This window comes from Novosphingobium sediminis (assembly GCF_007991615.1).
Taxonomy (GTDB): domain Bacteria; phylum Pseudomonadota; class Alphaproteobacteria; order Sphingomonadales; family Sphingomonadaceae; genus Novosphingobium; species Novosphingobium sediminis.
This window is the reverse complement of sequence record NZ_BJYR01000021.1, coordinates 34149-46682: the sequence shown is the minus strand read 5'-3', so window position 1 is coordinate 46682 and position 12534 is coordinate 34149. Positions and strand designations below refer to the sequence as shown.

The following is a 12534-nucleotide window of genomic DNA, read 5'->3' as shown; positions in this document are numbered from 1 at the left end:
GAACAAAAAGAGAACATTGTTCTCATCGAGAGGGAAGACTTGGAGTTTCCGATTCTCTCCCCATCTTATCCACAGGGTATCCACCGCCTGTCAAGCGGTTCGCCCACGTTCGAAAGGCAGCGTTTCCATGTCCATGGTCTCCCTCCTCGCCTCGCTTGTCATGGCCGGTGCTGGCTGCGTGGCTTTTGCGGCGATCGCTGTCACCGTGCGTGGCCAATTGCCCGCCGTGCGCAGGCTGCTGGCGGATTCGCGCGCACTCGCGGCGGACCGGGAGTTCCTGGTGGAGATTACCACGACGTCGCTGCCCTCGGCGCCGCGTTTGCCGGTACGGACGCGGCGCGCGCCTGTGCGCCTAGTCAGGCCTGCTCAGGTTTCAGCGGGTTCGCGTTTGCGCGCTGCAGCCTGATCCGGCGATATCGCCATACGCCCACCGGCATCAGCGCAAGATAGAGCGCACAGATCCCCACAAGGGTCAGCCAGGGTTCGGTCAGCAATGCCACGGTAATCATGCCGGACAGCGCAATCACCTCGAGCCGGATCGCGCGGCGCGGCCGGAGCGCTCCCCAGCCAAGCGTCGGCAGATTGGAAATCATCAGGAACGCGATGAGCAGCGCCCAAGGGCCAACCACGATGGGCTGGCGAAACTCTTCAAGCCCACTGGCAAACCACAAGTAAAGCGGCAGGAAAGCAAGGGCGGCCCCTACCGGAGCGGGCACGCCGGTCATGAAACCTGCCGATTTGTGCGGCTGGCCCGGCAGATCGATCGAGGCATTGAAACGCGCCAGGCGCAACGCGCAGCATACCGCCAGCGCCAACGCGGCAAACCAGCCGTAGCGAGGTACGGAGCTAAGCGACCACAGATAAAGGATCAGGGCCGGACCGACCCCGAACGCAATCGCATCGGAGAGACTGTCGAGCTCCGCCCCGAAGCGCGACTGCGCCTTCATCAGCCGGGCAACCCGGCCGTCGATCCCGTCGAGAACGCCGGCGAGCATGACCGCCAGAACAGCCGAATGAAAATCGCCGCCAATGGCAAAGCGTATGCCGGTGAGGCCGCTGCAAAGCGCCGCCGAGGTGATCGCATTGGGCACCAGCGCCCGCAAGGTCAGCCCGCGCGGCAGACGGTGGCGGCCAAAATCCTCACCCGAAAATTCCCGGTCAGCTCCGTCCCTTGCCGCAGCACGTTTGCCGGGCGGAGGCACCTCGTTCACTGGCGCACGCCCTCGATCATCGGGGCCTGTCCGAGCAGTGCCAGAACCGTCTCACCGGCAACGATGCGCTGCCCGATCAGTACGCGCGGCTCGGTTCCGGCGGGCAGGTAAACGTCGACGCGGCTGCCGAAACGGATAAGGCCAACGCGCTGACCGCTCGCAACTATGTCGCCCGCCTTCACAAACGGCACGATGCGACGCGCGACAAGGCCGGCGATCTGGGTAAAGCCCACGCGCACACCATCACCGCGCTCAACCACGAAGTGCTGGCGCTCGTTCTCCTCGCTCGCCTTGTCGAGATCGGCATTGAGGAACTTGCCTGGAATATAGACCACGCGGCGGATCGTCCCGCCGATCGGCGTGCGGTTCACGTGGACGTCGAACACCGACATGAAGATCGAGATGCGTGTCACCGGCCCATCCGCCAATGCAGGCCGGCCGCTACCATCGTCCGCCGTCATCTCGCGGGGCGGGACAACCGTGCGGATCTGGGTGACGAGACCGTCCGCAGGCGCGACAATCATGCTGTCATCACGCGGGGTCACGCGTTCCGGATCGCGGAAGAAGGCGAGCACGCCGAGTGTCAGCACGGCCAGTGGCCAGCCCAGCAGCGATCCGCCCAGCAGCACGCCGGCCAGGCATAGCGCGGCGGCAATAGCCCCGAACTTGCGCCCTTCCGGATGGATGGCGGGCCAGGTGAACCCGGCGGAACCGCGCCCACGATTGTCTAGAATTTCTCCCGGCATTCCGTCCCTCTAGGCTGCGCCGCGCGCGCGGACAAGCGCTGAGCATCAGTGCGCCCGGTGGTGGACGGGTTCGCACGCTGGCTCGTTACCTTCCGGCGCGATGCGGTAACCAATTATTGCCGGGGGCCGTCAGTTCATCTTTGGTAACGAGGTTTCATAACCGTTTCGGACCATTTTTAAAAATATTTTCAAGGGCATCTGGCGCTTCCCCTAGCCAATTGCGCGGTAACAATTTGGCCTGGCCGGGCCAACGCACCCTAAATTTATCAATGTTTTCAAGTTCTTTATGGCCCTCATCCTGACACAGCTTAACCATGGTTGGTTAACGCGAGCGCGAAAGTCATAAGCCGCTCCTGTCGGCCTTCCGCCACTCCGGGCCGCCCCGCTCTTACCTGATGTTAACCACACCCGGTGGAAAGGCCCACGTATGAATACGTACCTCTCCCCCTTGAGCCGGGCTGCGGGCATCGCTGGATGCTCGCTTGTCGCCCTTTCCGTAACCGCGCCTCTCGCGAACACCGCGCATGCCACTGGCGTGCTCGCGGGCACGCTGATCGAGAACACCGCCACCGCGACCTACCAGTCTGGTTCGACCACCGGATCGGTCACGTCGAACAAGGTGACGGTCAAGGTCGACGAACTTCTCGACGTTGCCGTGGCGACGCTCAGCACAGCGCCCGCCACTGCAACCAGCGAGCCGGCGGTGCTCATTTATTCGGTTACCAACAGCGGCAACGGCCCCGAAGCGTTCAACCTTGCAGCCGACCCCAAGACTTCCGGCAATGGCTTCGACGGCACGATCAAGTCCGTCGTCCTCGATAGCAACAGCAACGGGGTCTATGATCCCGGCGTTGACACCGTGCTCACTGCCGGCGCGCTGGCCACACCAGTGCTTGCCCCGGACAAGAGCACCAAGGTCTTCGTCCTCGTCGACCTGCCCGCGGGCGCTACCGACGCGCAGACCAGCCAGGTCCGTCTCACCGCCACGGCGCAGACCGGCAGCGGCACCCCCGGCACCAGCTTCTCGGGCAAGGGCGAAGGCGGCGGCGATGCGGTCGTCGGCCTGACCACGGCCTCGGCCAATTCGCTCGCTGCGCTGATCGCCAGCCTTGCCAACATTTCGCTGAGCAAGTCGGCAACGATCCTTGATCCATTCGGTACCGCCAAGCCGGTTCCTGGGGCCATCGTAACCTATTCGCTTGCCGCCAAGATCACCGGAAGCGGTACGCTCGACGGCCTGCACGTGATCGACACCATTCCTGACGGGACGACCTACGTGCCCGGCTCGCTGAAGCTCGATTCTGCCGCCCTCACCGATGGGGTCGATGGCGATGCCGGCGTCGGCGGCGCCAGCGGGATCGACGTCACACTCGGCAAGATCACCGGCGGCACCACCAAGACCGTCGCTTTCTCCGTCAAGATCAACTGATTAGCCAGGGAGGCAAACCATGAAGCTTTCATTCCTCATCAAGTCTCTTGCTGGCGCTGCCACCATGGTTGCCATGGCCGGCCCGGCTCTCGCGGCTGCCCAGTCGGCGCCGTCTCCGGTCACGCTCAAGGGCGATGTCATGCTCGAGAAGATCGTGACCGAAAATGGCGTCAGCAAGACCCAGTTGGTCGAGCCCAAGGTCGTCATTCCCGGCGACCACCTGCTGTTCACCACGCGCTATCACAACGACGGCGCGCAGGCGGTGACCAACTTCGTCGTCACCAACCCGCTGCCTTCGGCGGTCGCCCTTGCGAGCGAGAGCGCGCCGGGCACGGAAGTTTCCATCGATGGCGGCAAGACCTGGGGGCAGCTCGGCAGCCTCAAGGTCACCGGCACCGACGGCGCGTCGCGCTCAGCCACCGCAGCCGATGTGACGCATGTTCGCTGGACAATCCCGACGATCGCTCCGGGCGCTTCGGGTGAAGTCCAATACCACGGAATCGTTCGCTAAAACGGCGAGACGGGGGGTCGCCAGGCCTGTGAGCGACCGGAATATTCGCAGGCAACCCAGTGGAGCATAAGAAAATGACGTATCGCAGCAGACTGCTGGGTGCGGCGGGCGTTCTCGCCCTTGCCGCTCTCGGCGCCAATCCGGCCCACGCGGCCGGTACCACCGCCGGCTCGACGATCACCAACACTGTGTCGGTGGCGTTTCAGGTCGGCGGCATCGCCCAGACCGGTACGAGCGCGTCCGACACGCTCACGGTCGACCGCCGTATCCAATTGACCGTTGCCGAAGTCGGCACGACGACGACGACGGTCACGCCGGGTGCAACGAACCAGGTGACGGCTTTCACCGTGGTCAACACCTCGAACGCCGCGCTCGACCTCGCGCTCAGCGTAGCCCAGCAGACGGGCAACGCCGGCGCGCACTCGAATACCGACACATTCGACGTGACCAACGTGCGGATCTACCGCGACAACCCCACGACCGGTACCGTCGGCTCGTATGACGCCGGGGATGCGCTCGTCACCTACCTCGATGAGGTGGCGGCCGATGCTTCGTCCACCGTATTCGTCGTGGCCGACGTGCCGCTGGCCCAGGCCAACAACGCCGTGGCCGCAGTCACGCTCACCGCAACGGGCCGCGAGGCCGGTGGGGCTGGCAGCCAGGGTGCTGCGCTTGTCCAGACCTCCGGTGCCAACTCCGCTGGCATGGATACGGTGTTCGCCGACAGCGCCGGCGCGACCGACACGGCGCGCGATGCCGCGTTCTCGGCCAAGGACGACTACACGGTCTCCGCCGCGACGCTCAGCGCGATCAAGTCTTCGCGCATCATCAGCGATCCGATCAACCTGACGGTGAACCCGAAGATGATCCCGGGCGCGACGATCCAGTACTGCATCGCGATCAGCAACGCCTCGGGCAGCGCCACGGCAACCTCGATCACCGTGACCGACCCCATTCCCGCGAACCTGACCTACGATTCGTCGTTCGGCGTGAAGACCAACGGCACGGCGACCATCGCCAGCGGCGTTGCGACCTGCGCGGCCGACACGACCGGTACGGGCACGATGGCCTCCAACACCGTGAGCGGCACGCTCGCTTCGGTGGCCGGCGGGGAAACCAAGACAGTGGTGTTCCAAGCCACGATTAATTGAGCGGGCCCTAGGCGGGCACCTCCCAATCAATCGATGAACCAGGACAGGACGGCGGCGGCAGACCCGGGGGTAGGCCGCCGCCACACCCTCCTTTTGTCTTGAAAACAAAGAACAAACGCCATGCTGGCATTGAGGAACAGGATCTGGGCAATCGCCGCGCTGCTCTTTGCAGCGCTGCTTGCCATGACCAGCGTTCCCGCCGCGGCAAACACCATCACCAACACCGCATATGCCCGTTGGAGCCAGAGCGGCACTGAACTGACCGCCGACTCCAACGTGGTGTCGTTCGATGTGGTGCAGGAAGCTACCAAGATTTTCGTGCTGCCCCTGCCCAACGGCAGCGAAACGCTGGCGATCAACGCCGGCAGTTGCGGCGGCACGCCCCTCCCCAGCGTCAATATCGACCCCAAGGGCGCCGATCCATCCGAGCCCGCGGCGATTTCCAGTATCGTTGTCGGCCAACCGGTCGTTTTCCGCCTCTTCCGGCTCCACACCGGCCTCAATCCGGGGCTGATCGATACCGTCAAGGTCACGATCACATCGGCGAGCGGAGACAAGGAACAGCTGACCGTCACCGAAACCGCTGCGGACAGCGGCGTTTTCTATGGGGCGATCCCCACCAGCGCGATCCCGCCGCAGCCGAGGGACGGCGATTGCCGCCTCAGCGTCTCTGCTGGCGACAAGGTCACCGTTTCCTACAATGGCGCGACCGGTGACGGCACCGTCATCAAGACCGATGTGGACGTGCTCGCCGACCCTTATGGTCTTGTTTTCGATAGCGAAGATGCGGCTCCGATCGACGGCGCACGGGTCACGCTGGTCGATGTCGCTACCGGCCAGCCGGCACGCGTCTTTGCCGATGACGGCGTGACGACCTGGCCCTCGACGATCGTCACAGGCTCGCTGATAACCGACGGCGCAGGCCGCACCTGGCAGATGCCGGAGGGCGAATACCGCTTCCCGCTCGCACCGCTCGGCACCTACCGGCTGGTGGTTGTCCCACCTGACCCGTATACGGCGCCATCTGCGCTGACGCCCAAGAACTTCATTGGATTGGTGCGCCCCGATGGGGGCGATCTGGTTATTTTGCCAGCATCTTATGGTGAGAATCTGGCACTTACAAACCCATCACCAGTTCGCGTCGACATACCGGTGGACCGGCCACCCGTTGCGGTGAGCCTGAGCAAGGTTGCCTCACGGCAGGTCGCCCAACCGGGCGATGCCGTGTTCTACACGATTACCATGCGGAACACCGATCCGGGGCGCGCGAAACGCGGTGTCGTGCTGAGTGACACGCCATCGGCCAACCTGCGCTTGCGCGTGAACACGATCCGCATCGACGGCGCAAAACCGGCGTCCGACGCTGTTACCGTAGCGCCCGATGGCCGCACCATGACCATTGCCGTCGGCGCAATTGCACCGGGTGCAAGCCGCACCGTGACTTATGCGATGACGGTGCGTCCGGACGCCTCAGCCGGCAATGCCATTAACCGAATTGACGCAGTTGATGCTCGTGGACTAACCGCAACGGCAAGTTCTGCAGTACGCATCGAGCGCGACAACCTTGCCTCGACGATGACGCTGATCGGCCGCATTACGCTGGGCGGCTGCGATGTGCCGAACACGAAGGCAGCGCCCCGTCCCGGCATCGGCGGTGTGCGCCTCGTGCTCGAGGATGGCAGCTTCGCCGTTACCGATGCCGAAGGTCGCTACCACTTCGAAGGGCTGATGCCCGGCACGCATGTCGTTGAGGCACAAGCAGTTACGCTGCCCAAGGGCGGCAAGTTCGTTGATTGCACACGCTCCACCCGCAGCGCCGGCAGCGCCTCCAGCCGGTTCGTGATTGGCCAGGGTGGCAGCCTCGTCGTCGCCAACTTCGCGGCGACCGTGCCTGCCGAGACGCTCGCTGCCGCAGCTGCTGCAGCGGCCGCCAAGCCGGTTGCGGACAGCGACCGTACTGCCGCGGGCGGCGATACCGACTGGATCGCCAAGGGCGACGGGCCCACCGAGTTCGTGTTCCCCACGGCTGACTACAACCCGCGCGCACCGACGACCCGCGTGGTGATCCGCCACCGCAAGGGGCAGACCGTGGCGCTCAAGATCGATGGCAAGCCGGTCGACAAGCTCGCCTTCGACGGCGCGCAGAGCTCGCCCGAGGGCTTTGCCGTCAGCGTCTGGCGCGGCCTGCCGCTGAATGGGGAAGATACCCGTTTCGACGCGGAAGTCCGCGATCCCAGCGGCGCCGTGGTGCAGACGCTGAGCCGCACGGTGCACTTTGGCGCGACCCCGGCAAAGGTCGAGCTGGTGCCCGAGCGCACCCACCTCGTAGCCGATGGCGCCACCCGCCCGGTGGTGGCGGTGCGCGTGCTCGATCGCACCGGCCGCCCGGTTCATGCCGGCATTTCCGGCCCGATCACGCTCTCTGCGCCCTACGAAAGCGCGGCGGCGCTCGATGCCATGCAGAGCCGCGTGCTTTCCGGCCTCGACCGCACGCCGCCGACGTGGATCGTCAAGGGCGACGACGGCATCGCGCTGATCGAACTCGCCCCGACGATGGTCAGCGGCGGCCTCGACCTCACGTTCCAGTTCACCGACCGCGAGGTGAAGCGCCAGCAGGTTCTCGAAACCTGGGTCGTGCCGGGTGAAGCGAAGTGGACGCTGGTGGGCCTTGCCGAGGGCGCAGTGGGCGCGAAGACGATTGCCGATCACATGCACCGCACCGGCAAGTTCGACAGCGATCTTGGCGATCACGGCCGCGTCGCGTTCTACGCCAAGGGCCGGATCAAGGGCAAATGGCTGACCACGATCGCCTATGACAGCGCCAAGCAGCGCGCCGAGCAGCGCCTGCTGGGCGGGCTCGATCCCAAGGCCTATTACACTGTGTTCGCCGACGGATCCGACCGCCGCTTCGACGCCGCAAGCGTCAACAAGCTCTATGTCCGCATCGAGAGCGCCAAGGTGCGGGCGATGTTCGGCGATTTCAACACCGGCTTCGATCACACCCAGCTCGGCCGCTACCAGCGCACGATGACCGGCGTGAAAGCCGAAGCGCGGCTGGGCCAGCTGCGGACCGAAGCCTACGCCGCCAAGGTCGCCACCACGCATCGGCGCGACCAGATTCCCGGTGGCGGCATCAGCGGCCCCTATCGCCTCTCCAGCCGCGCCATCGTGCCCAACAGCGAGACGGTGACGATCGAAGTGCGCGACCGGTTCCGGTCGGAAGTGGTGGTCAACAGCCAGACCCTCACCCGCTTCCTCGACTACGACATCGATCTGCTGGCAGGCACGATCACGTTCAAGCAGCCGGTGCTGAGCCGCGATGCGAACCTCAATCCGCAGCAGATTGTGGTTGATTACGAAATCGACACGCTGAACGGCGGTGCATGGAACGCCGGCGCCCGTACGGAATGGCGCAACAAGTCGGAGAAGGTCCGCCTCGGCGCGACCGCGATCAGCGATGCCTCGGCCGCGGCGGGCGCGGCGGTCACGCGCACCAATCTCGGCGCGGTCGATGCCAAGCTCTACATCGGCAGCAAGACCGAAGTGCGCGCGGAAGCGGCGATGAGCCATGCGACCGGCGGCAACCTCGCGGCCGGTCAGGCGGGCAGCGGCACCAAGGCGGCGTGGATGATCGAGGCCGAACGCCATGATGCGCGGCTCGACGTGCTGGCCTACATCCGTTCGCTCGATGCCAATTTCGGCGTGGGTCAGGTCAGCATCGGCGAACTGGGCCGCCGCAAGATCGGCATCGATACGCGCTACCGCCTCAGCCAGAAATGGCTGGTGAGCGGCACCGCGTGGCAGGACACCTCGCTGGTCGATGGCGCCAAGCGCAGCGCGATCCAGCTGGGCACGACGTGGAACTCCGCCGGGACAGAAATGCGCCTTGCCGTGGCCCGCTACAGCGAGACGCTGGCGCAGGGCGCGGCAACCGGCCCCACCGGCGCCAAGGGCGGCAGCACAACGCTGATCGAAGCGGGCAGCACCAAGCGCCTGTTCGACAACAAGCTGGAACTGAGCGCGGCGGGCTCGATCTCGATCGGCCGCAGCGATGCGACATCGTATCAGGCGCCGCGCTACCGCGTTGGTATGCGCTATGCGATCACGCCCGATGTCCGCGTTATCAGCGATTACGAGATCGGCAATGGCAGCCAGGGCGAAACGCGCACGCTGCGCGGCGGGCTGGAAGTGCAGCCGTGGACCGGTGCCAAGATCGCCACGGTGATCGGCCAGCAATCGAACAAGGGCCTTCCCGTTACGGGCGAGCAGCAGCAGCAGTCGATCACGGAACAGGGCAAGCGCGCCTTCGCATCCTATGGCCTCGCGCAGTCGCTGCCGGTGAGCAAGGCGCTGACGCTCGACGCGACGATTGACGGCAACAAGGTCATTGGCGGCAAGAGCGCGCGCGCCACCAATGGCGGCACCGCAGTAGTCGGCGCGAGCAGCCAGTCCACGATTGCCGAGGACTTCACCGCCTATACGCTGGGCGCGACGTGGCGTTCGGGCCGCTGGAGCGCGACCGCACGCGCCGAACTGCGCGATGGCGAACTGACCAAGCGCAAGGGCGTGACCTTCGGCATGATCCGCCAGCTTGGTGAAGGCAGCGTGGTCGGCGGCGCGGTGACCTGGGCCAGATCGCACGATGCGACCGGCGCGACGAGCGAAGTGGGCAGCGCCGCGATCTCGATCGCGCACCGCCCGGCAACATCTGCCTTCGCGTTCCTGAGCAAGCTGGAATTCCGCAGCGACCGCATCTCGGGCGTGACGGCGGCGACCGGAACCGGCGCCGGTTCGGCCACTGATGGCACGGCGCTGACGGTTGACGGCAATGCCCGCTCGCGGCGGATCGTGGCCAGCTTTTCGGGGGATTGGGCCCCCACTGGCCGGGTCGACGGGCAAATGGTCCAGCGCACGGAAATTGGCCTATTCGTTGCCGCGCGGCACAATCTCGATCGCTATCAAGGCTTTGACCTTGCCGGCACGACCGCGCTCGGCGGTGTCGATGCGCGCATCGGCATCGGCAAGCGCATCGAAGTCGGCGGCAGCGCGACGGTGCGTCGCAGCTTGTCCGATGGCACGACCTCCTACGCGATTGGCCCGCAGATCGGCATCGTCCCGGCGGATAACGTGATGGTCGTGATCGGCTATAACCTCACCGGCTTCCGCGACCGCGATTTTGCCGGCGCGCGCAACACGACCAAGGGCGTGTTTGCGACGATGCGGATCAAGTTCGATTCGAACAGCCTCGCCGCGCTGGGCATCGGGCGGTAAACATTCGCGTTAACGACTTGGCTAAGGATGTTCCAACGGGGGACTGCGCCTTCCCGCGTATTGCCGCAGCGCGAGTGCAGGTTTATCAACCATATCTCCGCCGTTTGCGCAGGGATGGTCAGCTTGCACTGCGTTCGCACCACGTACCCGCACCGAACGATCCGCCGGATGGCGGCGGCGGTCATGGTTGCAAGCCTTGCGTGCGGCACCTCCCCTGCCCTCGCCGCCGCGCCATCGGCGACCGTTAGCGCAGACCAAGCCCTGCGCTTTGGCAGCTTTTTCACCGATACTTCCGGCACCAGAACCGTTTCAGCAACCGGATCGGTTACCGGATCAGCCATTGTCCCGCTGACGGGGACAGCGCCCGGTCCCGCCCAGTTCACCTTCACCTATGACCGCGGTAACAACGCCAACACGAACTATTCGCTGCTGATTGCAGTGCTTGTGCCGGGAGCGGCAAGCCAGATCAGCGGCGGCGTGACCGGCACGATCGCCAGCTTTGACACCGATCTGCCGGGCGTTTCCGCATTGGTTCCGGGCCAGACCGCGCAAGTGACGTTGACCGGCTGCCAGCGCCGGATCTGCAGCCGGACATTCCGCGTCGGCGGCACGCTTCAGGTCGCGCGGACCTCGGGCGGCGCGGAGCTGGCCATTCCGGTGCCGATCGTCGTGACCGTGCTGGCGGAACTGTGATGCGCGCGCGCCATCTTCTTGCAGCCGCCGCGCTGATCGGATCACCCGCCCTTGCCGCTACCGGCCAGACTGCGACCGCACTCGGGCAGGCGCAAGCGATGATCATTTCGCCGATCATTGCGGTATCGCTGAACGATCTGGATTTCGGTTCGCTCACCTCATCACGCTTCGCGAGCGGATCGGTGACGGTGGGATCGGAAGGCGGCGCGACCTATGCCGGCGGCACTTCGCCGGCTTGCGCGGGCGGCGGTGCCTGCGCGGGGGTCGCGCCCGCCCGCTTTCTCGTGAGCGGGGAGCCGGGCCGCAGCTACACCGTCAACGCGCCTTCCGCGATCAGCGCCAGCGGGACATTGGTCAGCGGAGGCAGCGCACCGTCGCTCGCCATAGACGCGCTTGAGGTCCACCTCGCCAGCCACGCCGGAAGCGTTACCAGCATCGGCGAACTCGATGAAAAGGGCGAAGATCGCATATCCGTCGGCGGCCGGCTCAATGTGCCTGCCGGCACGGCACCGGCGCATTACCGGGCGACGCTGACGATCATGGTAACCTACAGCTGATTGTCCTCAGCTGAGCCAAATTGCGCCACTTCCCGCAGCACTTACTTTTCATTAACCATACCTACTTAGGAAATATACCTAAGAGGACGCCGGGGAAGCCCGGCCCCTCCAGCTTCGCCGACTCTCCGGTGCGGGGCGAAAGGGACCAGGAGCTTAACCGGTGAATAGACTTTTTCCCGCAGCGCTGATCGCGCTCACCATGGCCAGTCCGGCCTTTGCCGGCTCGGGCAACACATCAACTGCAACAGGTACGGCGACCGCGACCATCGTCGCGCCGATCGTGCTCACCCACCCCGCCAGCGCCAGCCTCAACTTCGGGCGTTTCACGCGCGGCACCGGCGGCACTGTTACGGTGACCGCAACCGGCACCGGCTCGGTCGGCAGCGACGTGACCTTCGTGCCCGGCTCGACCACGGCAGCCGATAGCTTCACCGTCGCAGGTGATGCCAACCGCTCCTATTCGATCGCGACGACGGGCGGCAACGTCAGCTCGGGCGGAACCAACCTCGCCTTCACCACCACGGCATCGACCGCGAGTGGTACGCTGAGCGCGACCGGGACCGGCAGCTTCACGGTTGGCGGCACGCTCACCGTGACCGGCACGGCTCCGACTGGCGCCTATACCGGCACCTATTCGGCAACAGTCGCCTACAACTGATCCGCGCGCGATGGCCTTCTTCGGAGGGTACTACTGAGCGTAACAAGCATTAACGAAAAATCGGCATTTTTTTACCAGGCGGCACGCGAAAGCGGAGCCGCCTGTTTCGCATCCGAGACAAACGTCGAATCCATAAAATTCGCGTAATTTCAGATACCTAAATCGCCCAGCTAAGTGCAGATTTTCAGGTCGGCAGGCGCAAATTCCTTGCAAATGGTTTCGCAGGCAAACCGTTTGTTAACCATCTCTCCTTAGGAAGATTACTTATCAGGAAACGGGAAACCGAGGCCCTGATGAAACCGCGTTT

General features: G+C 65.0%; 9 protein-coding genes. 7 read left to right on the top strand and 2 right to left on the bottom strand.

Annotated features, from left to right (window positions below):
- Positions 1-356 precede the first annotated feature (356 nt).
- Positions 357-1121: a CDP-alcohol phosphatidyltransferase family protein gene (locus NSE01_RS16010; protein ID WP_246135253.1), complete on the bottom strand. Its 765-nt coding sequence runs from the start codon at positions 1119-1121 to the stop codon at positions 357-359.
- A gap of 86 nt (positions 1122-1207) precedes the next feature.
- Positions 1208-1957 carry a phosphatidylserine decarboxylase gene (locus NSE01_RS16005; RefSeq protein ID WP_147160658.1) on the bottom strand — a complete coding sequence of 250 codons (750 nt, stop codon included), beginning with the start codon at positions 1955-1957 and terminating at the stop codon, positions 1208-1210.
- A gap of 427 nt (positions 1958-2384) precedes the next feature.
- Between NSE01_RS16005 and NSE01_RS16000 the strand changes: the two genes are divergently transcribed.
- The 7 genes from NSE01_RS16000 to NSE01_RS15970 all read left to right on the top strand — a co-directional run bounded on the left by NSE01_RS16000 (position 2385) and on the right by NSE01_RS15970 (position 12227).
- Positions 2385-3386 carry a hypothetical protein gene (locus NSE01_RS16000; protein ID WP_147160657.1) on the top strand — a complete coding sequence of 334 codons (1002 nt, stop codon included), beginning with the start codon at positions 2385-2387 and terminating at the stop codon, positions 3384-3386.
- A gap of 19 nt (positions 3387-3405) precedes the next feature.
- Positions 3406-3897 (top strand): DUF11 domain-containing protein, encoded by a 492-nt coding sequence (locus NSE01_RS15995; protein WP_147160656.1) that lies wholly within the window; start codon positions 3406-3408, stop codon positions 3895-3897.
- A 74-nt stretch (positions 3898-3971) separates the two neighbouring features.
- On the top strand, positions 3972-5048 hold the full coding sequence (locus NSE01_RS15990) for a DUF11 domain-containing protein (protein ID WP_147160655.1): 1077 nt from the start codon (positions 3972-3974) through the stop codon (positions 5046-5048).
- 120 nt (positions 5049-5168) lie between these two features.
- The gene (locus NSE01_RS15985) at positions 5169-10319 is read left to right on the top strand and encodes a COG1361 family protein (protein WP_147160654.1); all 5151 of its coding nucleotides are present in this window, start codon (positions 5169-5171) and stop codon (positions 10317-10319) included.
- A 183-nt stretch (positions 10320-10502) separates the two neighbouring features.
- Entirely contained in the window at positions 10503-11012 is a 510-nt protein-coding gene (locus tag NSE01_RS15980; RefSeq protein ID WP_170233873.1) for a DUF4402 domain-containing protein, read from the top strand.
- Positions 11012-11569, top strand: coding sequence for a DUF4402 domain-containing protein (locus NSE01_RS15975; protein WP_147160652.1), 558 nt, complete (start codon positions 11012-11014; stop codon positions 11567-11569). Before NSE01_RS15980 ends, NSE01_RS15975 begins: the two co-directional genes overlap by 1 nt.
- 160 nt (positions 11570-11729) lie before the next feature.
- Complete coding sequence (locus NSE01_RS15970) at positions 11730-12227, top strand: DUF4402 domain-containing protein (RefSeq protein WP_246135246.1); 498 nt, start codon at positions 11730-11732, stop codon at positions 12225-12227.
- Positions 12228-12534: the final 307 nt, after the last annotated feature.

What these genes read in the sequence shown, in the direction of transcription:
- NSE01_RS16005 (WP_147160658.1), bottom strand. Translation starts at nt 1,957, where the DNA reads ATGCCGGGAGAAATTCTAGACAATCGTGGGCGCGGTTCCGCCGGGTTC.
- NSE01_RS16000 (WP_147160657.1), top strand. Translation starts at nt 2,385, where the DNA reads ATGAATACGTACCTCTCCCCCTTGAGCCGGGCTGCGGGCATCGCTGGA.
- NSE01_RS15995 (WP_147160656.1), top strand. Translation starts at nt 3,406, where the DNA reads ATGAAGCTTTCATTCCTCATCAAGTCTCTTGCTGGCGCTGCCACCATG.
- NSE01_RS15990 (WP_147160655.1), top strand. Translation starts at nt 3,972, where the DNA reads ATGACGTATCGCAGCAGACTGCTGGGTGCGGCGGGCGTTCTCGCCCTT.
- NSE01_RS15985 (WP_147160654.1), top strand. Translation starts at nt 5,169, where the DNA reads ATGCTGGCATTGAGGAACAGGATCTGGGCAATCGCCGCGCTGCTCTTT.
- NSE01_RS15980 (WP_170233873.1), top strand. Translation starts at nt 10,503, where the DNA reads ATGGTTGCAAGCCTTGCGTGCGGCACCTCCCCTGCCCTCGCCGCCGCG.
- NSE01_RS15975 (WP_147160652.1), top strand. Translation starts at nt 11,012, where the DNA reads ATGCGCGCGCGCCATCTTCTTGCAGCCGCCGCGCTGATCGGATCACCC.